Annotated in this window: 30 protein-coding genes; 19 read left to right on the forward strand and 11 right to left on the reverse strand. The window is 52.3% G+C overall.

Annotation, left to right across the window (positions count from 1 at the left end; translation table 11 throughout):
- Positions 1-32: 32 nt before the first annotated feature.
- On the forward strand, positions 33-176 hold the full coding sequence (locus OGX83_RS22890) for a hypothetical protein (RefSeq protein WP_418219448.1): 144 nt from the start codon (positions 33-35) through the stop codon (positions 174-176).
- 19 nt (positions 177-195) lie between these two features.
- Positions 196-420 carry a DUF2594 family protein gene (locus OGX83_RS14865; RefSeq protein WP_003030482.1) on the forward strand — a complete coding sequence of 75 codons (225 nt, stop codon included), beginning with the start codon at positions 196-198 and terminating at the stop codon, positions 418-420.
- Positions 421-486: 66 nt separating this feature from the next.
- On the opposite strand, the gene sdiA is transcribed toward OGX83_RS14865, so the two are convergent.
- The 9 genes from sdiA to OGX83_RS14910 all read right to left on the reverse strand — a co-directional run bounded on the left by sdiA (position 487) and on the right by OGX83_RS14910 (position 8,931).
- The gene (gene sdiA, locus OGX83_RS14870; protein WP_008785095.1) at positions 487-1,209 is read right to left on the reverse strand and encodes a quorum-sensing transcriptional regulator SdiA; all 723 of its coding nucleotides are present in this window, start codon (positions 1,207-1,209) and stop codon (positions 487-489) included.
- Between the two features lie 230 nt (positions 1,210-1,439).
- A complete protein-coding gene (tcyN, locus tag OGX83_RS14875; protein WP_286588406.1) occupies positions 1,440-2,192 on the reverse strand; it encodes an L-cystine ABC transporter ATP-binding protein TcyN in 753 nt (250 codons plus the stop codon).
- The gene (gene tcyL, locus OGX83_RS14880) at positions 2,189-2,857 is read right to left on the reverse strand and encodes a cystine ABC transporter permease (RefSeq protein ID WP_003030474.1); all 669 of its coding nucleotides are present in this window, start codon (positions 2,855-2,857) and stop codon (positions 2,189-2,191) included. The genes tcyN and tcyL overlap by 4 nt, the downstream gene beginning before the upstream one ends.
- A 21-nt stretch (positions 2,858-2,878) precedes the next feature.
- The gene (gene dcyD, locus OGX83_RS14885; RefSeq protein WP_118262559.1) at positions 2,879-3,865 is read right to left on the reverse strand and encodes a D-cysteine desulfhydrase; all 987 of its coding nucleotides are present in this window, start codon (positions 3,863-3,865) and stop codon (positions 2,879-2,881) included.
- 107 nt (positions 3,866-3,972) lie between these two features.
- The gene (gene tcyJ / locus OGX83_RS14890; RefSeq protein ID WP_003030469.1) at positions 3,973-4,773 is read right to left on the reverse strand and encodes a cystine ABC transporter substrate-binding protein; all 801 of its coding nucleotides are present in this window, start codon (positions 4,771-4,773) and stop codon (positions 3,973-3,975) included.
- Positions 4,774-4,873: 100 nt separating this feature from the next.
- Complete coding sequence (fliZ, locus tag OGX83_RS14895; RefSeq protein ID WP_003030467.1) at positions 4,874-5,425, reverse strand: flagella biosynthesis regulatory protein FliZ; 552 nt, start codon at positions 5,423-5,425, stop codon at positions 4,874-4,876.
- Between the two features lie 57 nt (positions 5,426-5,482).
- The gene (fliA, locus tag OGX83_RS14900; RefSeq protein ID WP_016153479.1) at positions 5,483-6,202 is read right to left on the reverse strand and encodes an RNA polymerase sigma factor FliA; all 720 of its coding nucleotides are present in this window, start codon (positions 6,200-6,202) and stop codon (positions 5,483-5,485) included.
- 196 nt (positions 6,203-6,398) lie between these two features.
- Entirely contained in the window at positions 6,399-7,601 is a 1,203-nt protein-coding gene (fliB, locus tag OGX83_RS14905; RefSeq protein ID WP_286588408.1) for a flagellin lysine-N-methylase, read from the reverse strand.
- 79 nt (positions 7,602-7,680) lie between these two features.
- Entirely contained in the window at positions 7,681-8,931 is a 1,251-nt protein-coding gene (locus OGX83_RS14910; protein WP_212025383.1) for a FliC/FljB family flagellin, read from the reverse strand.
- Between the two features lie 255 nt (positions 8,932-9,186).
- Between OGX83_RS14910 and fliD the strand changes: the two genes are divergently transcribed.
- From fliD to amyA, 4 genes are all read left to right on the forward strand, one after another.
- The gene (gene fliD / locus OGX83_RS14915; RefSeq protein ID WP_286584804.1) at positions 9,187-10,587 is read left to right on the forward strand and encodes a flagellar filament capping protein FliD; all 1,401 of its coding nucleotides are present in this window, start codon (positions 9,187-9,189) and stop codon (positions 10,585-10,587) included.
- A gap of 15 nt (positions 10,588-10,602) precedes the next feature.
- Positions 10,603-11,010: a flagellar export chaperone FliS gene (gene fliS / locus OGX83_RS14920; protein WP_019077068.1), complete on the forward strand. Its 408-nt coding sequence runs from the start codon at positions 10,603-10,605 to the stop codon at positions 11,008-11,010.
- Positions 11,010-11,381, forward strand: coding sequence for a flagella biosynthesis regulatory protein FliT (gene fliT / locus OGX83_RS14925; RefSeq protein ID WP_008785101.1), 372 nt, complete (start codon positions 11,010-11,012; stop codon positions 11,379-11,381). Before fliS ends, fliT begins: the two co-directional genes overlap by 1 nt.
- 68 nt (positions 11,382-11,449) lie before the next feature.
- Entirely contained in the window at positions 11,450-12,937 is a 1,488-nt protein-coding gene (gene amyA, locus OGX83_RS14930) for an alpha-amylase (protein ID WP_286588410.1), read from the forward strand.
- Positions 12,938-12,977: 40 nt separating this feature from the next.
- Here amyA and yedD read toward each other — a convergent pair whose 3' ends face one another.
- Positions 12,978-13,391: a lipoprotein YedD gene (gene yedD / locus OGX83_RS14935; protein WP_003030454.1), complete on the reverse strand. Its 414-nt coding sequence runs from the start codon at positions 13,389-13,391 to the stop codon at positions 12,978-12,980.
- Positions 13,392-13,576: 185 nt separating this feature from the next.
- Between yedD and yedE the strand changes: the two genes are divergently transcribed.
- Together yedE and yedF are read left to right on the forward strand one after the other, a co-directional pair.
- Complete coding sequence (gene yedE, locus OGX83_RS14940; protein WP_286588412.1) at positions 13,577-14,782, forward strand: selenium metabolism membrane protein YedE/FdhT; 1,206 nt, start codon at positions 13,577-13,579, stop codon at positions 14,780-14,782.
- Complete coding sequence (yedF, locus tag OGX83_RS14945; RefSeq protein WP_000790504.1) at positions 14,779-15,012, forward strand: sulfurtransferase-like selenium metabolism protein YedF; 234 nt, start codon at positions 14,779-14,781, stop codon at positions 15,010-15,012. The genes yedE and yedF overlap by 4 nt, the downstream gene beginning before the upstream one ends.
- Before the next feature lie 54 nt (positions 15,013-15,066).
- Here yedF and fliE read toward each other — a convergent pair whose 3' ends face one another.
- Positions 15,067-15,381: a flagellar hook-basal body complex protein FliE gene (gene fliE / locus OGX83_RS14950; RefSeq protein WP_003030448.1), complete on the reverse strand. Its 315-nt coding sequence runs from the start codon at positions 15,379-15,381 to the stop codon at positions 15,067-15,069.
- 216 nt (positions 15,382-15,597) lie between these two features.
- Here fliE and fliF point away from each other — a divergent pair, with 216 nt between their 5' ends.
- The 11 genes from fliF (at position 15,598) to fliP (ending at position 25,113) form a co-directional block, all read left to right on the forward strand.
- Entirely contained in the window at positions 15,598-17,271 is a 1,674-nt protein-coding gene (gene fliF, locus OGX83_RS14955; RefSeq protein WP_071445475.1) for a flagellar basal-body MS-ring/collar protein FliF, read from the forward strand.
- The gene (fliG, locus tag OGX83_RS14960; protein WP_003030443.1) at positions 17,264-18,262 is read left to right on the forward strand and encodes a flagellar motor switch protein FliG; all 999 of its coding nucleotides are present in this window, start codon (positions 17,264-17,266) and stop codon (positions 18,260-18,262) included. The genes fliF and fliG overlap by 8 nt, the downstream gene beginning before the upstream one ends.
- Positions 18,255-18,962 carry a flagellar assembly protein FliH gene (gene fliH / locus OGX83_RS14965; RefSeq protein ID WP_003834049.1) on the forward strand — a complete coding sequence of 236 codons (708 nt, stop codon included), beginning with the start codon at positions 18,255-18,257 and terminating at the stop codon, positions 18,960-18,962. Before fliG ends, fliH begins: the two co-directional genes overlap by 8 nt.
- Entirely contained in the window at positions 18,962-20,332 is a 1,371-nt protein-coding gene (gene fliI / locus OGX83_RS14970; RefSeq protein ID WP_003030440.1) for a flagellar protein export ATPase FliI, read from the forward strand. The genes fliH and fliI overlap by 1 nt, the downstream gene beginning before the upstream one ends.
- 21 nt (positions 20,333-20,353) lie before the next feature.
- The gene (fliJ, locus tag OGX83_RS14975; RefSeq protein WP_003834052.1) at positions 20,354-20,797 is read left to right on the forward strand and encodes a flagellar export protein FliJ; all 444 of its coding nucleotides are present in this window, start codon (positions 20,354-20,356) and stop codon (positions 20,795-20,797) included.
- Positions 20,794-22,008 carry a flagellar hook length control protein FliK gene (gene fliK, locus OGX83_RS14980; protein ID WP_286588414.1) on the forward strand — a complete coding sequence of 405 codons (1,215 nt, stop codon included), beginning with the start codon at positions 20,794-20,796 and terminating at the stop codon, positions 22,006-22,008. Before fliJ ends, fliK begins: the two co-directional genes overlap by 4 nt.
- Before the next feature lie 104 nt (positions 22,009-22,112).
- On the forward strand, positions 22,113-22,580 hold the full coding sequence (gene fliL, locus OGX83_RS14985; RefSeq protein ID WP_003834054.1) for a flagellar basal body-associated protein FliL: 468 nt from the start codon (positions 22,113-22,115) through the stop codon (positions 22,578-22,580).
- Between the two features lie 4 nt (positions 22,581-22,584).
- Positions 22,585-23,589, forward strand: a complete 1,005-nt coding sequence (gene fliM / locus OGX83_RS14990; protein ID WP_003030434.1) for a flagellar motor switch protein FliM — start codon at positions 22,585-22,587, stop codon at positions 23,587-23,589.
- The gene (fliN, locus tag OGX83_RS14995; RefSeq protein WP_003030433.1) at positions 23,586-23,999 is read left to right on the forward strand and encodes a flagellar motor switch protein FliN; all 414 of its coding nucleotides are present in this window, start codon (positions 23,586-23,588) and stop codon (positions 23,997-23,999) included. The genes fliM and fliN overlap by 4 nt, the downstream gene beginning before the upstream one ends.
- The gene (fliO, locus tag OGX83_RS15000) at positions 23,999-24,376 is read left to right on the forward strand and encodes a flagellar biosynthetic protein FliO (protein WP_103014243.1); all 378 of its coding nucleotides are present in this window, start codon (positions 23,999-24,001) and stop codon (positions 24,374-24,376) included. The genes fliN and fliO overlap by 1 nt, the downstream gene beginning before the upstream one ends.
- The gene (fliP, locus tag OGX83_RS15005) at positions 24,376-25,113 is read left to right on the forward strand and encodes a flagellar type III secretion system pore protein FliP (protein ID WP_003834056.1); all 738 of its coding nucleotides are present in this window, start codon (positions 24,376-24,378) and stop codon (positions 25,111-25,113) included. The genes fliO and fliP overlap by 1 nt, the downstream gene beginning before the upstream one ends.
- Positions 25,114-25,118: the final 5 nt, after the last annotated feature.

The raw sequence follows: 25,118 nt of genomic DNA on the forward strand, positions 1-25,118 counted from the left end.
TTAACGAGGAAAATACTCGAAATAAACAACATGTGGAGAAAATATATGCACTGCAACATGTTGTTTATTTTAATGTCCACAACATTGGTCCGCGCAAAAAACAACCACAGATATTTTTAGCCTCGCTTATGGTATACTCCGCCGCCTTAAGATTTGACATCGCACTTTTTCATTGAAACATAACGAGGAAAATAAATGAGTACGCCTGACTTTTCCACTGCTGAGAATAACCAGGAACTGGCCAATGAAGTCACCTGCCTGAAAGCCATGTTAACGCTGATGCTGCAGGCAATGGGTCAAGCCGATGCAGGCCGCGTGATTCTTAAAATGGAAAAACAGCTCGCGCTGATTGAAGATCAATCACAGGCGGCGGTATTTTCCAACACGGTTAAGCAAATTAAACAAGCTTACCGCCAGTAAAAAGAAACCGGCTGATAGCAATGCTCTCAGCCGGTTTTGCGTCTGACACTCAGAACGATAATTTACTCAGATAAGCCCGGTTGCCGCGGCATAACAGGCTATCTGCGTTTTGTTTGGTGCATTGAATTTCTTTTGCATATTCTTCTGGTGGAAGTTTACGGTATTTTCAGAAATAGACAGAATGATGGCTATCTCTGAAGAGGTCTTCCCCTCCGCCGTCCATTTCAATATTTCCTTTTCCCGCTTGCTAAAGCGCATTTCTGGCGCCATAACCATGTCATCTTCCAGCCGCGTCAGTACAGACAGGCTTTCCCGCACCAGAAGCTGCATCCTGAGCTCCACTTCATCGCTCGCAAGGCGACTGTTACGGATACTTGCACGCGATACCGATAAAAAACCCAACGCCCGATTAGGCAACATTAAGCATTGCGTCATCCCTTTGCGTAAACCGTGATTGCGTGCGGCGTCCCACAAAGGTTGCGCATCGCGAAACAGAGTATCGTTCCAGGGTAAATGCCCCTGACTGAAGTTTTCAGGTTTCAGCACCGGATCAATGGCGAAATAATTTTCGGACTGATAATGCGCCACCCATGCTTTGGGATAGGTCGTATGAAGAGACGTTTTAGGTCGGGTAAAAGGTACCGGATGACGAACACAGAGCGCGTAAAAATCGAACTCTAAGTGCTGCGTCTGTTGTTGTAATTCCGTATAGACATCCTCTGCCGTCGCCATTTCCTGAAAGCGTAACAGCATGCTCCGTCGCCAGGTGAAGAAATCATGATCCTGCATACTAAGTGGTAATGCCCCTGAGATTGATAATCATCCAAACATATGAAACAAGCTAACACATAAATGTATTTTATATATGCAAATTATCGGACAAATGAAGAATTACTTGAGTATTACTCAACAGTGGAAGGAAGTAACAGATTCAAGCATTAATAATAAAGCAATAATTATAAATAGTTATGCGAACAGCACTCGCCTGAAACAATTCCGACGAGTGCTATATGCACTATTTATTGCATCAAAAACTTCTCAAGAAACTGACGGGTACGCGGCTGCTGCGGATGCGTGAATAAGGATTTTGCTGGTCCCTGCTCCACTATCCGTCCTTGATCCATAAATATCGCTCTATCGGCAACATCGCGAGCGAAGCTCATTTCATGCGTCACAATTACCATGGTGCGTTTTTCCTGCGCCAACTGGCGAATGGTATTCAGCACCTCGCCAACCAGTTCAGGGTCAAGCGCTGAGGTAGGTTCATCAAATAAAATAACCTCAGGTCGCATCGCCAGTGCCCGGGCAATCGCTACGCGCTGCTGCTGTCCGCCCGATAAACGCCGCGGATAGCTGGTTTCTTTACCTGCGAGCCCGACTTTCGCCAGCAATTCACGCGCACGACCTGTCGCTTCAGCTTTTGGTTCACCTTTGACTATCACTGGCCCTTCAATAATGTTTTCCAGCACCGTCCGATGCGGGAACAAATTAAAGTTCTGAAACACAAAACCGACGTGCTGACGTAACTGACGAATCAGCCCTTTCTGCTGGGTCAACGAACGCGCGGTATCAATGGTAATCTCACCCACTTTAATAGTGCCCGCCTCCGGTTGCTCCAGCAAATTAATGCTACGCAGCAGCGTGGTTTTGCCCGATCCGCTCGGCCCGATAATCGCTACTACTTCACCAGGTTTGACGTCAAGATCGATCCCATGCAGCACCGTTTGCCCATGAAATTTTTTGACCAGGTTTCTGACTTCGATAGCACTCATTTCGGCTCTCTCTCCTGGCGGTTCAGTTGTTCTTCAAAATAGTTTTGCAGCGCAGAAAGCACCGTCGCCATCACCCAGTAAATCAACGAGGCCGCCAGATACATCGTAAAGACTTCCAACGTACGCGAGGTAATCAGCTGCGCCTGACGGAACAGTTCCGGTACCTGAATAGTGGCGGCCAAAGAGGTATCTTTCACCAGACTGATAAAGCTGTTGCTCAGCGGCGGCAACGCAACGCGCGCAGCCTGCGGCAGGATTGCCCGGCGCATGGTCTGCCAGCGCGTCATACCAATACTGGCACCTGCCTCCCACTGCCCTTTATCGATGGAAGAGATTGCCGCACGCAGAGTTTCCGCAGCGTAGGCCGCCGTATTCAGCGACAAGCCAATCATCGCCGCCGGGATGGGATCAAGCTCAATACCAAACTGCGGCAGACCGTAATAGATCATGAACAGTTGGGCAATTAGCGGTGTTCCGCGAAAAATAGAGATATAAAAACGCGCCAGCCAGCGCACAGGCAACAGCGGCGACAGACGCATCAACGCCAGGATAAACCCCAGCACGAGGCCAAAAAACATCCCGCCGATACTCAGTTGCAGCGTAAAAACCGCGCCTTTGAGCAGATACGGCAGAGAATCAATTACCAGTTGGATACTTTCATGCATTAGCGTTTTTCGACCTGGTTGTTACACGTGAGGATGGTAGGCAAACAGTGCAGGTGCCCCACCGGTATGAATAAAGAGGATTGGTCCTTCGTCTTTAAAGCGCTTCTGGCTGATACCGTCAATCAAACCCGCCATCGCCTTACCGGTATACACCGGATCCAACAAAATGCCTTCCAGGCGCGCCAGCAGTTTTACCGCCTCCATGCCCTCTTCGTTTGGCGTACCGTAGCCCGGCGCAAAATAATCATCCCATAACAGGATATCCGCCGAGGCCGTCAGTTCCAGTTCGCGGGCAATATCCTGCTGCAACGTTACAACTTTGGGCTTTTGATCGGCAACGCTGCGCGAGACGGTCACGCCGATCAGCTCGACGTCTGGCATCAGTTGTTCCAGGCCCACGGCCAGCCCGGCGTGCGTTCCCGCGCTGCCCGATGCCACCACAACGGAAGAAAGCGCAACGGCCCCTTCACACTGCTGGGCAATTTCCAGCGCGCTTTCCACATAACCCAATGCGCCCAGGGCGTTAGAACCGCCAACGGGGATCACATACGGGCGGAAGCCCTGTGCTTCAATGCGCGTCGCCAGTTCCTGAAGCTGCGCATTCGGGTCTGTCAGCGCATCGCACATTTCGATTTGCGTATTAAACAGGTCCAGAAGCAGACGGTTGCCATTGGTGAGATAGTTTTCCGCAGTAGTGCCAATCGGATTTTCCAACAGCGCCACGCAGTGCAGGCCAAGCTTAGCCGCTACCGCCGCCGTCTGGCGAACGTGGTTAGACTGAATCGCACCTGCGGTTATCAGCGTATCAGCGCCTTCACGCAGTGCGTCTGCGGCCAGGAATTCCAGCTTACGCAGCTTATTGCCACCCATGGCCATCGGCGTGACGTCATCGCGTTTGATGAAAATATCGCGCCCAAGGTGGTCGGAGAAGCGTGGAAGATATTCGAGCGGCGTTGGCGCGCCAATAAATTCCAGACGTGGAAAGCGCGTTAAGTTATGCAGCGGCATACAGCCTCCGGTATTCGTTGTTGTGATGTTCTTTTTATTATGCACGCTCAGGCGCAATGAAATAAAAAAAGGCGCTGTTAAAGGCGCCTTTTTTCGTCGAATGCCGATTATTTCGTCACATCCGCTCCAAACCATTTTTCAGACAGAGCTTTCAGCGTACCGTCTTTCTGCATTTCAGCAATGGCCGCATCAACCGCTTTCAGCAGATCTTCATTGCCTTTGCGCAGCGCCACGCCGGACTCCTGGCGGGAGAATGCTTCACCGGTCACAGCCAGCGTATCCTTGGTTTTCTTGACCAGATCCAGCGCTGCCAGACGGTCAACCAAAATGGCGTCGATACGGCCTACACGCAGATCCTGGTATTTGGTCGGGTCATCATCATAGGTACGAATATCCACGCCCTGCACGTTCTGGCGCAGCCACTCTTCATAGTTGGTGCCCAGACCAACGCCGACTTTTTTACCTTTCAGATCGGCAGCGGTCTTAATAACGCCTTCATTACCTTTCTTCACCAGCGCCTGAATACCAGAAACCGTATACGGGGTAGAGAAATCGTATTTTTTCTTACGTTCGTCAGAGATGGTCACCTGGTTGATGACCACGTCAATGCGCTTGGAATCAAGAGAGGCCAGCATACCGTCCCACTTGGTCGGCTTCAGGTTAGCTTTCACCCCAAGGTGCTTGGCCAGTTCCTCAGCAAACTCCACTTCGAAACCGGTCAGCTTACCGTCGTCACCCTGAAAACTAAACGGGGGATAGGTCCCTTCCAGGCCCACCAGCAGCGTGCCGCGCTCTTTAACTTTATTTAACAGACCTTCATCTGCATAAGTCTTTACGCTCATTCCGGCGACAAGTGCAACAGCCATTACACCCATCAGAGCCTGACGTCCCAGAAGTGCTAATTTCATAGTTACCCCGAATATTGTCATTAGTGACTATCATTTATGACTACAGTGTAAAGCGTTTACTGTGTTCCATAAACACGACTCTGTTACACCTTATTCGTTTTTAATATATATCAGAACTGGCTGTCCAGGAGGATTTCTGCATATGTCCCATATGGGTATGGGCTTTGAACTGCTCATACTTACGTAAGGCGATGCGGTAATTGTTGGTGCTGGTTTCCGGCAGCCACGGGGCAAGGTTTTCGTCGAGGAACCCTTCCTGCAGCAGGTCATGAGAGATATTTTGTTCGGTCAGGTGATTCCCGAGGCGACGCAGGCGGACAACGTATTCACGTACCGTGCCGTGACTCATTTCGGTCTGCTCAAATAAAAATTGTTTAAAACCAATGATGTCGAAAAAGTCGCTCTGCTCTTTGCAATGCAAATCACCGCAAAAACGACACAGTGCCACCCACTCTTTTTTCTCCTGCTCCCACTCGGCTTCATCCAACAAAGTGTCCAGGCGGGCGATGGCGATTTTATTCACAATTTGCCCGCGACGAACCAGCGTGATCCGGTCGAGCAACTTAAAGCAATGGGCGCAATGCGTCTGGCTGTGTTTGAAATCTTTGAGGTAGCGGCTTAGAGGCCGTCTTTTTGATTGCTGCACCGTCATGAGAACTCCTGGTAGTCAATTCGTAATGCGGCATTGTTCAGGGGTAATAATGTACCCCTATAGCTTACCCAGCTTGGTGCGTAGACGTTTGATGGCCTGACTGTGCAACTGGCTGACCCGTGACTCCCCGACTTCCAGTACCGCGCCGATCTCTTTCAGATTCAGCTCTTCCTGGTAGTACAGCGTTAACACCAGCTTTTCGCGCTCCGGCAACGCCTCGATCGCGTCCATCACGCGCTGGCGGAGGTTACCCTCAAGAAGCTGTTGTAACGGGTTTTCCTGCTGATGTTCTTCCGTCACCAGCTCAATACTATCGCCATGCTCTTCCCGCCACTCGTCGTATGAGAAGAGTTGGCTGTTATTGGTATCGAGCAACATCTGACGATACTCTTGCACAGGAATAGCCAGACGCTCCGCCACTTCGGTTTCCGTCGCGTTGCGCCCTAATTCCTGCTCCAGTTGTCCCATCGCCTGTGCCACTTCGCGAGCATTGCGCCGAACGCTACGCGGCACCCAATCCCGGCTACGTAGTTCGTCCAGCATTGCTCCACGAATACGCTGCACTGCGTAAGTGGTAAATGCCGTTCCTTGCAAAGCGTCATATCGGTCAACGGCATTCAATAACCCGATGCCGCCCGCTTGTAGCAGGTCATCCAGTTCTACGCTCGCCGGCAAACGCACCTGAAGGCGCAATGCTTCGTGACGCACCAACGGTACATAACGCTGCCACAGCGAGTGTTTATCCATTACACCTTCAGCGGTATACAGTGAATTCACGATAAACAGCCCTGCGTTAAATGAGTTATCGGCATGATTATCCGTTTCTGCAGGGGGTTCTATCGGAGGAATAAGGCTATAAAAGAAGGGTTATTTCACTTATGTAGCTGATGGCGTTATTTCGCATCAGAAATAATCAAACATAAATCAAATGGTTAGCTTGCGAGGGATGCGATTTAACGCATCCCCGTTAAAATTATGTCAAGAGATGAATCATCGACAGGTCATCCCCTGTGCGCACGGTCTCGATATGCTTTTGAAAATTCTCATGTACGGTAGGGTTATGCTGACTTAACGAATGGAAGCTGTAGACGATATTGATGGCGTCCTCCTTCTCTAGGTATGTTCTTTCGAAGGCACTTGCAGCAATCAGCATTTTGATGAAATAGTATTCGACACTTATCATATATAACGTACGAAGCGGGTCTACGTTCTTTTGATTGGGAAAGTTGTTTTCCCACATTTTATACAAAATAAGATTTTTAAGATCGAATCCAGCCTCATCCTGTTGTTCGTAAACCTTCTGCCAGGTCGCCTCTAGTCTGACGAGCCTCTCATCTACAGACTGCGTATCGTCCTGAGTTAACGTTCTCAGTAAGCACTGAATATAATAATTCAACACACCACTCGATCTGCTCCCTGAATTACTGCGAAAATAGTCCTGCAACAAAAGCGCTAAGGATAATTTGATATTTCGATCAGCCGAGAAATCTGACAACTCTTTTCTTAACTCTCCCGATTGAAGTTGAGTCAACAGCGCATGATAAACGGGTTCAATCTCTGCCAATGCGGTATTATCAACCACCTTAAATTTCTCGATAAATAGCGTAAACTTAATCAGCGCATAAAGCCCGGCGTTGATATCACGCCCAGCCTGATCCACCAGGCTTAAACAAAAAAGATTCAACAACTTTTGCTGTGGTGTAAGCGCGGGTTTAACATTAGCCTGCGGTTTAACGATGTTTTTTTCGTTTAACATCATTGCATTAGGGTCTGTTAATACAATGCTAACAACCTCAGGGCAGGATAAATTTAGCGATTTTCTCACATCATTTCTATAAACGCGTTCAATACGCGGGAATGTCTGGCAGGTCGTACTTAACACCTGGGCTCCCAATGTTTTTTGTACCTGACACAGACTCTCTTCAGTGAGGTATGGGCAGTTCCCTGTGTCATCCGCAAGTTTAATTATCCCCCACTGCGTAATATCTTTCTTAAGCAGAATAATATTCTCTTTAGCAATGCTCTTAATGATCTCATTTTTACTGGAGACATACTTATTCACCGTTGCCTTATCCAGATGTATGTTCCAGCCTTTACAGCAATGGTCGCGACATTGCGTGCCGGTGCACTGAAAAGTAGTCACAAAATGGGGTTCAGTAACGGTAATTTCTTGCATTCTTCAGACTCCAGTATAGAAAAAAGGCAGCTTTCGCTGCCTTTATTGTCTCTAATGACTGAGTAACCCAATCGATGGATTAACGCAGTAAAGAGAGGACGTTTTGCGTCGTCTGGTTAGCCTGTGCCAGTACAGAAGTACCTGCCTGCTGCAGAATCTGCGCGCGAGACATGTTAGACACTTCGGTCGCGTAGTCGGAATCTTCGATACGGCTACGGGCAGAGGACAGGTTGTTCACGGTGTTACCCAGGTTGGTCACTGCAGATTCAAAACGGTTCTGCACCGCACCCAGGGAGCTACGGAATTTATCAACATCAGACAGCGCATCGTCGATTTTCTTCAGCGGGTCAAGGCTGATATCAGGAGTAACTACATTGGTACCTTTCGTTACAGCACCAGTATTTGCATTTATTGTTGCGTCTTTATAATCTCCATTAGATTCCTTAATCGCATACTTAGTCTCACCAGATTCTTTATATGAAATAAGGGTATCGCCAGCAGCCTTAAGAGCTTGCGTATCTAACGTTAAATCTCTACCTACTGTGGCCGGCTGTGCACCTGTGACTGTAACCTTATTAGCCGCAGTGCTGTCGAACGTAACTTTACCAGTTTTGTTATCAAGAGTTGCCGCGAAATAATCATCAGCGCCAGCGCCTGTTTTCACAAAATATTTGCCATTACCATCTTTAACTAATGATGTACCAGTAGTAATAGCACCACCATTAGTATCCGTAATATCAGCAGCCGATGGTGCGATCTGGATATTAGCTTTTGTTCCATTAGTGACAGTAGTTGCAATCTTTGTCACATCCAGATCGTTCAGCTTCAGCGTTTCACTATTGATTTTTTTCAGATCAATAGTAATAGTTTCACCATCTTTTGCACCGACCTGAATAGTCAGTTGACCATCCTGGTTCAGGACTTTTTTACCGTTGAAGTCGGTCTGCTGAGAAACACGGTTTATTTCTTCCAGGCGCTGATTAATTTCGTCCTGGATGGAAGACAGGTCGGAATCAGAGTTAGAGCCGTTCGCTGCCTGTACAGACAGTTCACGAACACGCTGCAGGTTGTTGTTGATTTCAGACAGCGCGCCTTCCGTGGTCTGGGCAACAGAGATACCGTCGTTGGCGTTACGGGAAGCCTGAGTCAGACCTTTGATGTTAGCGGTGAAACGGTTTGCAATCGCCTGACCAGCAGCATCGTCTTTCGCGCTGTTGATACGCAGACCAGAGGACAGACGCTCGATAGCGGAGCCCAGAGCGGACTGAGATTTGTTCAGGTTGTTTTGGGTCAACAGCGACAGGCTGTTTGTATTGATGACTTGTGCCATGATCTTTTCCTTATCAATTACAACTCGATGTTATTGGGCTGTTGCCCACGGTTTCTGACCGTAACCCATGTATCGGCACCTTAAATTCGAACTTTAGAAAATTTTTAGTTTCCGTCGTTTTTTTTCTTAGCCCGCGAAATACCCTCTATATGCACCACTATTCCAGGCATTATTTTCACAAAACTATCATTAAACTTTGCGCGCAAATTGCCGATAACCCGCATAACAATTGTTTGCAATCACAAGGAATCGGGCATGGCTTCATTTACATCATTAGGCGTAGGCTCAGGCTTACCACTGGACACGTTGCTAAACAACCTGACTATTGCTGAGAAAAAACGTTTAAATCCAATTACTCAGCAACAGACCGATAATACCGCCCGCCTGACGGCCTACGGTACGCTTAAGAGTGCGCTGGAAAAATTCCAGACGGCCAATACCGCGTTAAATAAACCGGAGCTGTTCAGAAGCAGTAATGTCACCAGCAGCACCGAAGACCTGAAAGTCACTACTGAAGCTGGTGCAGCACCGGGTATTTATACCATCAGCGTCACGCAACTGGCGCAGGCACAATCTTTAAGTACTGCAACGGTTGGCTCAAGTAAAGAAGCTCTGGGTGATGGTTCTGGTACTCGTACTATTATAATTGAACAGCCGGGTCGGAAAGAGCCGCTGGAGATTAAACTCTCGCAAGATAAGACCACGCTGGATGATATCAGCAAGGCAATTAACGATACCGACAGCGGTATCTCCGCCAGTATCGTCAAGGTGAAAGATGGCGAGTTCAAACTGGTGCTGACTGCAGCAGAAGGTATGGACAGTAAGATGACTATCTCCGTTGACGGCGACAGTAAGCTGAACGATCTGCTGGCCTACGACAGTAAGACCGGTACTGGAAAAATGACCGAGCTGGTTCAGGCCCAAAACTCCAAGCTCACGATGAACGGTATCGATATTGAACGTCAAAGCAACAAAGTCACCGATGCGCCGCAGGGCGTCACGCTGGAATTGACCAAGAAAGTCACTGATGCGCGCGTGACCGTGACCAAAAGCAATGACAAAGCGACAGAAGCAATTAAAGGCTGGGTGGATGCTTATAACTCGCTAATTGATACCTTCAATACGCTGACCAAGTATAAAGCGGTTGATGCCGGGGCTGAAGGTCAGGATAAAGATAACGGCGCGCTGGTCGGGGATAGCGTGGTAAGAACCATTCAGACCGGTATTCGCGCGCAGTTTGCTAACTCCGGTAGCGAAGGTGCCTTTAAGACCCTGAATGAAATTGGCATCAAACAAGATGGCAAAACCGGCAAGATGTCCATCGATGATACCAAACTGAAAAAAGCGCTGGACGAAAATACCGCCTCTGTTCGTGAACTGCTGGCGGGCGATGGAAAAGAAACCGGCATCACCACCAAGATTGCCGCTGAAGTAAAAAGCTATCTCGCTGATGACGGCATTATCGACAATGCGCAAGACAGCATTAACGCCACGCTGAAAAAACTGACCAAACAGTATCTGTCAGTTAGCGCCAGCATTGATGACATGGTTGCGCGCTATACGGCGCAGTTTACCCAGCTCGATAGCATGATGAGCAAGCTGAATAACACCAGTACTTATCTGGGCCAACAATTTACAGCGATGAATAAATCCTGATAACACGAGGTAAGCATGTATACCGCGAGCGGTACCAAAGCCTATGCACAGGTCAGCGTGGAAAGCGCCGTGATGAGCGCCAGCCCACATCAGCTGATTGAAATGTTGTTTGACGGCGCGAACAGCGCCCTGGTGCGCGCTCGCCTGTTTATGCAACAGGGTGATATCGTCGCCAAAGGTGAGGCCTTAAGCAAAGCCATTAACATTATCGACAATGGTCTGAAAGCAGGCCTGGATCAGGAAACTGGCGGTGAAATCGCCACCAACCTGTCCTCGCTGTATGACTATATGATCCGCCGTTTACTGCAAGCTAACTTGCGTAATGATTGTCAGGCCATTGAAGAAGTCGAAGGGTTACTCGGCAACATTGCAGATGCCTGGAAACAGATCTCACCGAAAGCGTCGTCCCAGGAGTCTCGTTAATGACCTCAGCCGTGGAGTTTATCAACCGTTGGCAGCGCATTGCGCTACTCAGTCACTCACTGCTGGAACTGGCGCAGCGCGGTGAATGGGACCTTTTACTGGAACAGGAAGTTACCTATCTGCAAAGTATTGAAGTGGTCATGGAAGAGCAAACTCCACCGGGCATTACGCGAAGTATTCAGGACTTAGTGGCCGGGTATATTAAACAGACGCTGGATAACGAACAGTTACTCAAAACGTTGTTACAGCAGCGCCTGGATGAACTCAGTAACCTCATCGGTCAGTCGACACGCCAAAAGACGCTGAATAACGCTTATGGTCGTCTTTCCGGCATGCTGCTGGTACCCGACGCCCCCACCTCGCCACAATAATTTCCCGTCTCGTCTGAATTATCTTCCATACTCCAGAGGTCGGCCAAACGACTTCTGGAGCACGGAAGATGAAAAATCCCACGTTATTGCAGTACTTCCACTGGTATTACCCTGATGGCGGTCAACTCTGGCCCGAACTTGCCGAACGCGCAGGCGGACTCAATGATATCGGCATCAATATGGTATGGCTGCCCCCCGCCTATAAAGGCGGGTCCGGCGGCTATTCCGTTGGCTATGACTCCTACGATCTGTTTGACTTGGGCGAATTCGACCAAAAGGGAACCGTCGCCACCAAATACGGTGATAAAAACCAGCTGCTGGCGGCGATTGACGCACTTAAGCACAATGATATTGCCGTACTGCTGGACGTGGTGGTTAACCACAAAATGGGCGCTGATGAGAAAGAAAAGATCCGCGTCCAGCGCGTTAACGCCGAAGATCGCACGCAAATAGATGATGAGATTATCGAATGTGAGGGCTGGACGCGCTATACCTTCCCTGCCCGCGCAGGCCAGTACTCGCAATTCATTTGGGATTTTAAATGCTTCAGCGGCATTGATCATATCGAGAACCCAACCGAAGACGGGATTTTTAAAATCGTTAACGACTACACCGGCGAAGGCTGGAACGATCAGGTTGATGATGAGTTGGGTAATTTTGATTATCTGATGGGCGAGAACATCGATTTTCGTAATCACGCGGTGACTGAGGAGCTCAAATACTGGGCGCGCTGGGTGATGGAGCAAACCCATTGCGATGGTTTTCGTTTAGATGCCGTGAAACATATTCCGGCATGGTTTTATAAAGAGTGGATTGAGCACGTGCAGGAGGTTGCGCCCAAGCCGCTGTTTATTGTGGCGGAATACTGGTCCCATGAAGTCGATAAGCTGCAAACCTACATTAATCAGGTGGAGGGGAAAACCATGCTGTTCGACGCCCCTTTGCAGATGAAATTCCACGAGGCCTCCCGTCAGGGCCGCGATTACGACATGAGCCAGATTTTCACCGACACTCTGGTGGAGGCCGATCCTTTTCATGCCGTCACGCTGGTGGCCAATCACGACACCCAGCCATTGCAGGCACTCGAAGCCCCCGTCGAGCCGTGGTTTAAGCCGCTGGCCTATGCGCTGATCCTGTTACGCGAAAACGGCGTACCGTCGGTGTTTTACCCTGACCTCTACGGAGCGCATTACGAAGACACCGGCGGCGATGGAGAAATCTATCCTATCGACATGCCGATCATTGAACAACTTGATGAACTGATCCTCGCGCGCCAGCGCTTCGCGCATGGGGTACAGACGCTCTTTTTCGATCATCCTAACTGTATCGCTTTTAGCCGCAGCGGTACGGATGAGGATCCCGGCTGTGTGGTGGTACTGTCTAACGGCGATGACGGAGAAAAGACCATCAATCTCGGTGCCAATTATGGCAATAAAACCTGGCGGGACTATCTGGGAAATCGTGAAGAAAGCGTGGTCACCGATGAAAACGGCGAAGCGACGTTTTTCTGTAACGGCGGTAGCGTCAGCGTGTGGGTGATTGAAGACGTGTTGTAATGTTCAACCCCGGTGGCCGCTGGCTACCGGGGCGTACGGTTTATGGCAGCGGTGTGGCCAGCGGCGTTTTCTTTAACGCGTCAGCACATTCCTGCGTCGGGCGATCCACCCGTTGCAGCGTCATACCGTCATATTCCAGCGTATTGCCTTCGCGCTCGATCTCGTACAGCTCGCGTTTCACCGTCACGTTGGTGAGATCGCCAGAGAGCATCGTCAGTTTCCCTGGCAGCGCGATCACCCGCTGCCACTGGCGACAATCCAGCGTATCGCCCTCTTTCGTTATCACCAGGCTGGCAATGGCTTCCGGACTCACCAGACTGCGTTGCGGACCTTTTGACTGCCAGTATCCTTCCAGACCGGCTGGCGCTGGCGTTTTCACCACGTCGTTATAATTTTCTACTTCGGCGCATCCGGTAAGCGCCAGAAATACACCAACGATTGCTAATTTTTTCATCATTCATCCTGCATGCGAAGAAAATGGGATTGTGGCATTAAAGGCCTGATGTCGCCAGCCTTTCGGCAGCGTTGAGAAAGATTGATCCAGACGGTGTTACCTCTTATTACTCATAGTCAAAAATTCTGAACGGTGTAGTATCCACACTTCTTGTTACATACCTTCTGAGTTCAGAGGCACAACGCATGTCATGGCAACACTTCAAACAGGCCTGGTTAATTAAATTTTGGGCCCCCGCCCCTGCGGTCATCGCAGCGGGTATTCTCTCTACTTACTATTTCGGCATTACGGGAACCTTCTGGGCCGTTACCGGTGAATTCACCCGCTGGGGTGGTCAAATCCTGCAACTGTTTGGTGTGCACGCCGAAGAGTGGGGATACTACAAGCTGATCCATCTCGAAGGCTCTCCCCTGACTCGCATCGACGGCATGATGATCCTCGGTATGTTCGGCGGCTGTTTTGCTGCCGCACTGTGGGCCAACAACGTCAAGTTACGCATGCCGCGCAGTCGGGTGCGCATTATGCAGGCGATAGTCGGCGGGGCAATCGCCGGATTCGGCGCACGGCTGGCAATGGGCTGTAACCTGGCCGCATTCTTCACCGGCATTCCGCAGTTCTCGCTACACGCCTGGTTTTTTGCGCTGGCCACGGCCATTGGCTCCTGGTTTGGTGCACGCTTTACCCTGCTGCCAATGTTTCGTATTCCGGTCAAAATGCAGAAAGTCTCCGCCGCCTCGCCGTTAACGCAAAAACCGGATCAGGCCCGTCGCCGTTTCCGCCTGGGCATGCTGGTGTTTATCGCCATGATCGGCTGGGCGCTACTCACGGCGATGGATAAACCCAAGCTCGGTCTGGCGATGCTGTTCGGCGTCGGGTTTGGTCTGTTGATTGAACGGGCGCAAATCTGCTTCACCTCCGCCTTCCGCGACCTGTGGATTTCCGGTCGCACCCATATGGCAAAAGCGATCATCTTCGGGATGGCGGTCAGCGCCATCGGTATCTTTAGCTACGTGCAACTGGGCGTCGAGCCTAAAATCATGTGGGCGGGTCCAAATGCGGTGATCGGCGGCTTGCTGTTCGGGTTCGGTATTGTTTTAGCGGGCGGATGTGAAACCGGCTGGATGTATCGCGCCGTTGAAGGCCAGGTGCATTACTGGTGGGTTGGTCTGGGCAACGTTATTGGCTCGACCATTCTGGCCTACTACTGGGATGATTTTGCTCCCGCGCTTGCCACCAACTGGGACAAAGTGAATCTGCTCAACACCTTCGGTCCGCTCGGCGGTCTGCTGGTGACCTATCTGCTGTTGTTTGCCGCGCTGATGCTCATTATCGGCTGGGAAAAACGTTTCTTCCGTCGCGCAGGGCTGACGCTTGCCAAGGAGTCTGTATGAAAAATATCGTGCCTGATTATCGCCTCGATATGGTCGGTGAACCGTGTCCATACCCGGCTGTAGCCACGCTGGAAGCGATGCCGCAATTGAAGAAAGGTGAAATTCTGGAAGTGGTGAGCGATTGCCCGCAGTCAATCAATAATATTCCACTGGATGCGCGTAATCACGGCTATACGGTGCTGGATATTCAGCAGGATGGTCCAACGATCCGCTATTTGATTCAGAAGTAACTGGTTGCCGGATGGCACTGCGCTTATCCGGCAAACATTCTCTGCATATTTTCCCTACACCTGCATCGACATCACTTCCTGATACGCCGACACCAGTTTGTTACGCACCTGAATACCCATCTGCATCGATACCGACGCCTTTTGCATATCGGTCATCACATCATTTAACGCAATACCCGGCTCACCCAGGGTAAATTTCTCCGCCTGCGTACGGGACGCGGTTTGCACATCGCTGATTCTGTCTAACGCCGCATGCAGTTGTCCGGCAAAACTCACGGTCGGTTGTGGCTGCATATCCTGCATTTTTGCTGACATCGCCGTGGCCTGTAACTGGCTGATGACCCCTTCAATCCCCTGTATTGCCGACATTCTGATCCCCTGGATGATTTTTTACGTAGCTGAGATTACCAGTTAGTCAATAAGATAAAGGCGTTAAATAACGATAAAAAACCACGGTTTTTAACGCATAGAAAAATTCGAAACCGCAAATAATGAGACCGTCAATTTTTCGAGTTTGCTGACCCGGGAGTGAGTCTTGTTCCACTTTGCAAAAAACGCCGTCCACGATAAGCCACGAGGTGCGAGATGAGTGCGACAGCATCGACTGCAACCCAGCTTAAACCTCTCGAGTGGTTAAACCGCCTGCGCGCGAATCCCAGAATTCCTTTGATTGTGGCGGGAGCCGCTGCCGTCGCTATCATCGTGGCGATGGTCCTGTGGGCCAAAGCGCCTGACTATCGCACGCTGTTCAGCAATCTTTCCGATCAGGATGGTGGCGCGATTGTCACCCAACTGACGCAGATGAACGTTCCCTATCGTTTTACTGAGGGAAGCGGTGCTATAGAAGTTCCTGCCGATAAAGTCCACGAACTGCGCTTACGTCTGGCGCAGCAAGGCCTGCCGAAAGGCGGCGCCGTTGGTTTTGAACTGCTGGATCAGGAAAAGTTTGGTATCAGCCAGTTTAGCGAGCAGGTCAACTACCAGCGTGCGCTGGAAGGTGAATTAGCCCGTACCATTGAAACGCTGGGACCGGTAAAACGCGCCCGCGTGCATCTGGCAATGCCGAAACCGTCGCTGTTTGTGCGTGAGCAAAAAGCGCCTTCAGCCTCCGTGACCGTTAACCTTGAACCGGGCCGTGCACTGGATGAAGGTCAGATCAGTGCAGTTACGCATCTGGTTTCCAGCGCTGTCGCCGGGTTACCGCCGGGCAACGTTACGCTGGTCGACCAGGCGGGTCATCTGTTAACTCAGTCGAATACCAGCAGCCGCGACCTTAACGATGCTCAGTTGAAATACGCCAGCGATGTCGAAGGCCGCGTTCAACGTCGTATCGAATCGATCCTGTCGCCGATTGTCGGCAACGGTAACGTACATGCGCAGGTCACCGCGCAGCTGGATTTCGCTAATAAAGAGCAAACCGAAGAACAGTACCGTCCAAACGGTGATGATTCCCAGGCCGTGCTACGTTCACGTCAGTTAAACGTCAGCGAGCAGATCGGAAGCGGAGCGCCAGGCGGCGTACCGGGCGCGTTGTCCAATCAACCAGCACCGGCGAATACCGCGCCAATCGCCAACCCTCCGGCTAATCAGCAAAATGCGCAAACCACGCAGACGGCAAATAACAGCAATAATGCCGGACCACGCAGTACGCAGCGCAATGAAACCAGCAATTATGAAGTCGACCGTACCATTCGCCACACCAAAATGAACGTCGGCGATGTGCAGCGTCTCTCGGTTGCAGTGGTGGTCAACTATAAAACGTTGCCGGACGGCAAACCGCTGCCGTTAACCGCCGATCAGATGAAACAGATTGAGGACCTGACCCGCGAAGCGATGGGCTTCTCCGACAAACGTGGCGATACCCTGAACGTGGTGAACTCTCCGTTCACGGCGACCGACGATTCCATAGGCGAGCTGCCGTTCTGGAAACAGCCGTTCTTTATTGATCAGTTGATGACAGCAGGCCGTTGGTTGCTGGTTCTGCTTGTTGCCTGGATTCTGTGGCGCAAAGCTGTTCGCCCGCAGTTGGTTCGCCGCAGCGAAGAAGCAAAAGCGGTACAAGAACAAACGCGGATCCGTCAGGAAACCGAAGAAGCGGTAGAAGTTCGCCTCAGCAAAGACGAGCAGACCCAGCAGCGTCGTACGAATCAGCGTCTGGGTGCAGAAGTGATGAGCCAGCGTATTCGTGAAATGTCAGATAACGATCCGCGCGTCGTGGCGCTGGTCATTCGCCAGTGGATGAGTAACGATCATGAGTAATGCCCTTACCGGTACCGATAAAAGCGTCATCCTGCTGATGACCATTGGCGAAGATCGCGCGGCAGAGGTATTTAAACACCTTTCCACGCGCGAAGTTCAGGCGCTGAGTACAGCGATGGCGAACGTACGCCAGATCTCCAACAAACAGTTGACGGAAGTGCTGGCCGAATTTGAGCAAGAAGCAGAACAGTTTGCCGCGCTGAATATCAACGCCAACGAATATCTGCGCTCCGTGCTGGTGAAAGCGCTGGGCGAGGAACGCGCCTCCAGCCTGCTGGAAGATATTCTGGAAACCCGCGATACTACCAGCGGCATTGAAACGCTCAACTTTATGGAGCCGCAAAGCGCCGCAGACCTTATCCGCGACGAGCATCCGCAGATTATCGCCACCATTCTGGTGCACCTCAAACGGGGCCAGGCCGCCGATATTCTGGCGCTGTTCGACGAGCGTTTACGTCACGACGTGATGCTGCGTATCGCCACCTTCGGCGGCGTACAGCCTGCCGCGCTGGCAGAACTGACCGAGGTACTGAACGGTCTGCTCGATGGCCAGAACCTCAAGCGCAGCAAAATGGGCGGCGTGAGAACGGCGGCAGAAATTATCAACCTGATGAAAACCCAGCAGGAAGAAGCGGTTATCACCGCCGTACGCGAGTTCGACGGCGAACTGGCGCAGAAAATTATCGACGAGATGTTCCTGTTCGAAAACCTGGTGGACGTCGACGATCGCAGTATCCAGCGCCTGCTGCAGGAAGTGGATTCCGAATCGCTGCTGATTGCGCTGAAAGGTGCCGAACAGCCGCTACGCGAGAAGTTCCTGCGCAACATGTCGCAACGTGCTGCCGACATTCTGCGCGACGACCTCGCCAACCGCGGCCCGGTACGTTTGTCGCAGGTGGAAAACGAACAGAAAGCGATTCTGCTTATTGTGCGTCGTCTGGCGGAAACCGGCGAGATGGTGATCGGCAGCGGCGAGGATACCTATGTCTAACGAACTGCCGTGGAAAGTCTGGACTCCGGACGATCTCGCCCCACCGATGGCAGAGTTCGTGCTGGCCGACCACAGCGAAACGCCGCTGTCCGAAGAGACGGAAGAACCCGAGCTTTCGGCAGAGCAACAGCTTGAACAACAGCTCGCACAGCTGCAAATGCAGGCCCATGAGCAAGGGTATAACGCGGGGCTGGCGGAAGGTCGACAAAAGGGTCATGAACAAGGCTATCAGGAAGGTCTGAGCCAGGGGCTGGAGCAAGGCCAGAACCAGGCGCGTGCGCAGCATGCGCCGATTCATGCCCGTATGCAGCAACTGGTGAGCGAGTTTCAGAATACGCTGGACGCACTGGACAGCGTCATTGCCTCGCGCCTGATGCAAATGGCGCTGGAAGCTGCGCGTCAGGTGATTGGTCAGACGCCTATCGTGGATAACGCTGCGCTGATTAAGCAGATCCAACAGTTATTGCAACAGGAACCGCTGTTTAGCGGTAAGCCACAGCTGCGCGTACATCCGGACGATCTCCAGCGTGTTGAGGAGATGCTCGGTGCCACTCTCAGCCTGCACGGCTGGCGGCTACGCGGCGATCCCACGCTGCATCACGGCGGTTGTAAAGTCTCAGCCGACGAAGGCGATCTGGATGCCAGCGTCGCCACTCGCTGGCAAGAACTCTGCCGTCTGGCAGCGCCGGGAGTCGTGTAATGACCACTCGCCTGACTCGCTGGCTCAATACGCTGGACAACTTCGAAGAGAAAATGTCGCTGCTGCCTGCGGTGCGTCGTTACGGTCGTCTGACCCGCGCCACCGGGCTGGTGCTGGAAGCCACGGGGTTACAGCTGCCGCTGGGTGCCACCTGCGTCATTGAACGCCAGGATGGCAACGAAACCCAGGAAGTTGAAAGCGAAGTCGTAGGCTTTAACGGTCAACGTCTGTTTCTGATGCCGCTCGAAGAGGTCGAAGGCGTCCTGCCCGGGGCGCGCGTGTACGCGAAGAACATTGCCGGAGAAGGTCTGCAAAGCGGGAAGCAATTACCGCTTGGCCCTGCTCTGCTGGGGCGTGTGCTGGACGGCAGCGGCAAACCGCTCGACGGACTGCCCGCCCCGGATACCACCGAAACCGGCGCGCTGATTACACCGCCGTTTAACCCGCTGCAACGTACCGCAATTGAACACGTCCTGGATACCGGTGTACGCCCCATCAACGCGTTGTTAACCGTAGGTCGCGGCCAGCGTATGGGGCTTTTCGCAGGTTCCGGCGTCGGTAAAAGCGTCCTGCTCGGCATGATGGCGCGCTATACCCAGGCCGACGTCATCGTCGTGGGCCTGATTGGCGAACGTGGCCGCGAAGTTAAAGATTTTATTGAAAATATTCTCGGCGCTGACGGTCGCGCACGCTCGGTAGTGATTGCCGCTCCGGCGGACGTCTCGCCGCTGTTACGTATGCAAGGCGCGGCCTACGCCACGCGCATCGCCGAAGATTTCCGCGATCGCGGACAGCACGTATTGCTGATTATGGATTCCCTCACCCGCTATGCGATGGCGCAACGTGAGATAGCCCTGGCGATCGGCGAGCCGCCGGCGACTAAAGGTTATCCGCCGTCAGTATTCGCCAAATTACCGGCGCTGGTTGAACGTGCCGGGAACGGTATTCACGGCGGCGGTTCAGTCACCGCTTTTTATACGGTACTGACCGAGGGTGACGACCAGCAGGACCCGATTGCCGATTCCGCGCGTGCGATTCTGGACGGCCACATTGTGCTGTCACGTCATCTGGCCGAGGCGGGTCACTATCCGGCCATTGATATTGAAGCCTCGATCAGCCGCGCCATGACCGCGCTCATTAGTGAAAAACACTACGCACGGGTGCGCAACTTTAAACAGTTGCTGTCCAGCTTCCAGCGTAACCGCGATCTGGTTAGCGTGGGGGCGTATGCCAAAGGCAGCGATCCAATGCTGGATAAAGCCATCGCCTTATGGCCACAGCTGGAAGCGTTTTTACAGCAAGGCATCTTTGAACGGGCTGACTGGGAAGATTCTCTACAAGCTTTAGAACTGATTTTCCCTGGTGTGTGATTAAGCAGGAGAGCATAGGTCATGGCACAACATGGTGCGTTAGCAACACTGAAAGACCTGGCTGAAAAAGAGGTAGATGACGCCGCTGTCTTATTAGGAGAGATGCGTCGTGGCTGTCAGCAGGCGGAAGAACAGTTAAAAATGCTGATCGATTATCAGCATGAGTATCGCAACAATCTGAATACCGATATGGGCCAGGGTATTACCAGCAATCGCTGGATTAACTACCAGCAATTCATTCAGACGCTGGAAAAAGCGATTGAGCAACACCGCCAACAGCTCAATCAGTGGACGCAAAAAGTGGACATGGCTTTGAACAGTTGGCGCGACAAAAAACAACGATTACAGGCGTGGCAGACGTTGCAGGACAGACAAACCTCGGCGGCGTTACTGGCCGAAAACCGTCTGGATCAGAAAAAAATGGATGAATTTGCTCAGCGCGCAGCTATGAGGAAACCCGAATGATTACTTTACCCCAACTGATTACCACCGACACCGACGTAGCCGCAGGTCTTCAGTCAGGCAAAGCGGTAGATTCACCCGAGGATTTTTTAGCGCTGCTGGCTGGCGCATTAGGCGCGGGAGACGCGCAGGGTAAAGACACTCCGCTGTCGCTTGCCGACTTACAGGCGGCCAGCAGTAAGCTGCAAAAAGGGTTACTGCAAAAAAATGGCGATGCCGCACAGTCGGTCAAATTAACCGATCTGTTGGCGCAACAGGAGCTACAAGCCGAGTCTTCTCTTGCCGACATGACAGACGCTCAGCAACTGTTGTCTGCTCTCACACCTTCACTGAAAGCTAATGCCCTGACGACGCTGGGCAAAGTTGCTCAGCAGGACGAAAAAAACACCACGCTGAGTGATGACGATCTCGCCAACCTGAGCGCATTGTTCGCCATGCTACCAGGACAACCGCTGGCTACGCCTGCCGTCGACAGCGCACCAGCCCCGGTTGATGCCACGCTTTCGGCGTTGTCACGTGGCGCTGCACTCGGCGCGACGACTGATAATGCAGACGAATTGCTGCCGGGTGATGCCAAAAAAGGCAAAGCGGATGTCACACTTGCTGGCGGTGGTGCTAATCAGGCAAACAATCCAGCACTAACCCCGCTGACGGCGGCGGCGAACGCCAGAGCTGAAATCGATAGCACCCCGTCACCGACCAGCATTGGCATGACTGCGGCCCCGCTAAGTGGTCCACAGACACATGCACAACCGTTACCGACGGCCGCGCCGGTGTTAAGCGCTCCGTTAGGTAGCCATGAATGGCAGCAATCGCTGAGCCAGCACGTCACATTGTTCACGCGCCAGGGCCAGCAAAGCGCAGAGCTGCGTCTGCATCCGCAGGACCTGGGTCAGGTACATATTTCCCTCAAGCTGGACGACAACCTCGCGCAGTTGCAAATGGTTTCACCGCACAGTCACGTGCGCGCCGCACTGGAAGCCGCATTACCGATGCTGCGTACGCAGTTGGCTGAAAGCGGCATTCAACTGGGGCAAAGCAACATCAGCAGTGAAAGCTTCGCTGGCCATCAGCAGTCTTCCGGGCAGCAACAGCAGGCTGGTCGCGCTCAAGGACAAGACATTTTTGCCGCTGAAGATGACGCAATACTGGCAACCCCAGCCTCGCTGCAAGCCGCTGCCCGCGGCGATGGCGCAGTAGACATCTTCGCCTAACGCCAGAGGTAGCATGATTATCCGCGTCTTTTCCACGCTTTGTCGTGGACAGGACACGGGATAATCAGCCCATAAGCTGTACCGAAACAGGAAGCCCGTATCTGATGACTGACTCCGCGATTAACAAAAAAAGTAAACGCGCTATTTGGATCCCTCTGCTGGTATTAATTACCCTCGCCGCCTGCGCAACTGCGGGTTATAGCTACTGGCGCATGCAGCAGCAGCCGTCCGCCAGCGTCAAAGCGGAACCGCCTCCACCGCCTGCCCCGGTGTTCTTTGCGCTGGATACCTTTACCGTCAATCTGGGTGATGCAGATCGTGTGCTGTATATCGGTATCACGCTGCGCATGAAAGATGAGGCGACACGTTCACGTCTTAACGAATATCTGCCGGAAGTGCGCAGCCGCCTGCTGCTGCTGTTCTCTCGTCAGAATGCAGCCACACTCGCCACCGAGGAAGGTAAGCAACAGCTGATTACCGCCATCAAAGAGACGCTGGCGACTCCGCTCGTTGTCGGGCAGCCGAAACAGGTTGTCACCGACGTTCTTTATACAGCTTTTATTCTGCGGTAAAGACATGGGCGACAGTATTCTTTCTCAGGCTGAAATCGACGCATTGCTCAACGGCGATAGCGAAACCAAAGACGAACCCATTTCAGGTATCGCAAAAGAAAGCGATATTCGTCCTTATGATCCCAACACTCAGCGTCGCGTGGTACGTGAGCGTTTACAGGCGTTGGAGATCATTAACGAACGCTTTGCGCGCCAGTTCCGAATGGGATTATTTAACCTGTTGCGCCGTAGCCCGGATATTACCGTGGGTGCGATACGTATCCAGCCATACCATGAATTTGCGCGCAACTTACCGGTTCCGACCAACCTGAACTTAATCCACCTGAAGCCGCTGCGCGGTACGGGTCTGGTGGTGTTCTCACCGAGTCTGGTATTTATCGCCGTAGACAACCTGTTTGGCGGTGACGGTCGTTTCCCGACGAAAGTCGAAGGTCGCGAATTTACGCACACGGAACAGCGCGTTATCAACCGCATGCTTAAGCTGGCGCTGGAAAGCTACAGCGACGCGTGGAAGGCCATCAACCCGCTGGAAGTGGAATACGTCCGTTCGGAGATGCAGGTGAAATTTACCAATATCACGACCTCTCCGAACGACATTGTGGTGAACACCCCGTTCCACGTTGAAATTGGCAACCTGACCGGTGAATTTAACATCTGTCTGCCATTCAGCATGATTGAACCGTTGCGTGAGCTGCTGGTGAATCCGCCGCTGGAAAACTCACGTAATGAAGATCAGAACTGGCGCAATAATCTGGTGCGTCAGGTTCAGCATTCTGAGCTGGAGCTGGTGGCAAACTTTGCCGATATCCCGCTGCGGCTATCCCAGATTTTAAAACTGAAACCCGGCGATGTACTGCCGATTGAAAAACCCGACCGCATTATTGCTCATGTGGACGGCGTGCCTGTGCTGACCAGCCAGTATGGCACCGTAAACGGTCAGTATGCGTTACGCGTAGAACATCTGATAAACCCGATTTTGAATTCGCTGAATGAGGAACAGCCCAAATGAGTGATATGAATAATCCGTCCGATGAGAACACTGGCGCATTGGACGATCTGTGGGCTGACGCGTTAAACGAGCAAAAAACCACGCCCACCAAAAGTGCGGCCGATGCGGTATTCCAGCAGTTAGGTGGCGGCGACGTTAGCGGTGCTTTGCAGGACATCGACCTGATCATGGACATTCCGGTCAAGCTGACCGTCGAACTGGGCCGTACCCGCATGACCATCAAAGAGCTGCTGCGTCTGACGCAGGGTTCGGTTGTCGCACTGGATGGTCTGGCAGGCGAACCGCTGGATATTCTGATCAACGGTTATCTGATTGCCCAGGGCGAAGTCGTCGTAGTTGCGGATAAATACGGTGTGCGTATCACTGACATTATCACCCCGTCTGAACGTATGCGCCGCCTGAGCCGTTAATCATGAATACCCAGGCTACCGTTTCTCAACCCGCCGCCGTTCCCGGCTCACCGCTGGTGCAGGTAAGCGGCGCGCTGCTCGGGATCATCGTCTTGATCCTGGCGGCGGCCTGGGTCATTAAACGTCTGGGGTTTGCCCCCAAAAGTGCCGGTACGCGTGGGCTGAAAGTCACGGCCAGCACCTCACTGGGTCCACGTGAGCGCGTGGTGATTGTCGAGGTCGAAGATGCCCGTCTGGTACTGGGCGTCACAGCCTCGCAGATTAATGTCCTGCATACCCTGCCCCCGGCACCTGCCGATGCAGAAGAAAAAACGGCCTCCCCTGCGGATTTCCAGGCCATGATGAAGAGTTTGCTGAAGCGTCCTGGGAGATCCTGATGCGCCGTTTGTTATCCCTTACGCTGGCAGGCTTGTGGCTTTTCAGCCCCGTTGCCCTCGCCCAACTCCCGGGTCTGGTCAGTCAGCCGTTGCCGGGCGGCGGACAAAACTGGACGTTGCCCGTGCAGACGCTGGTGTTCATCACCTCGCTGACGTTCCTGCCTGCAATTTTGCTGATGATGACCAGCTTCACCCGCATCATCATCGTTTTTGGTCTACTGCGAAATGCGCTGGGTACCCCCTCAGCACCACCTAACCAGGTGCTCCTGGGCCTGGCGCTCTTTTTGACCTTTTTCATCATGTCGCCGGTGATCGATAAAATCTACGTTGACGCATACCAACCGTTCAGCGAAGAGAAGATCTCCATGCAGGAAGCCATGGAGAAAGGCGCCCAGCCGCTGCGTGAGTTTATGTTGCGCCAGACCCGTGAAGCCGATCTGGCACTCTTCGCGCGCTTAGCAAACAGCGGTCCGTTACAGGGACCAGAAGCCGTGCCGATGCGAATTTTGCTGCCCGCTTATGTCACCAGTGAGCTGAAAACAGCATTCCAGATAGGCTTTACCATTTTTATTCCGTTTCTGATTATCGACCTGGTGATCGCCAGCGTGTTGATGGCGCTCGGGATGATGATGGTCCCGCCCGCCACAATCGCGTTGCCGTTCAAGCTGATGCTGTTTGTGTTGGTAGACGGTTGGCAGCTACTTGTCGGCTCGCTGGCACAAAGCTTTTACAGTTAGAGGCG

The sequence above is a fragment of the Citrobacter sp. Cpo074 genome, from assembly GCF_030332745.1.
Taxonomy (GTDB): Bacteria; Pseudomonadota; Gammaproteobacteria; order Enterobacterales; family Enterobacteriaceae; genus Citrobacter; species Citrobacter portucalensis.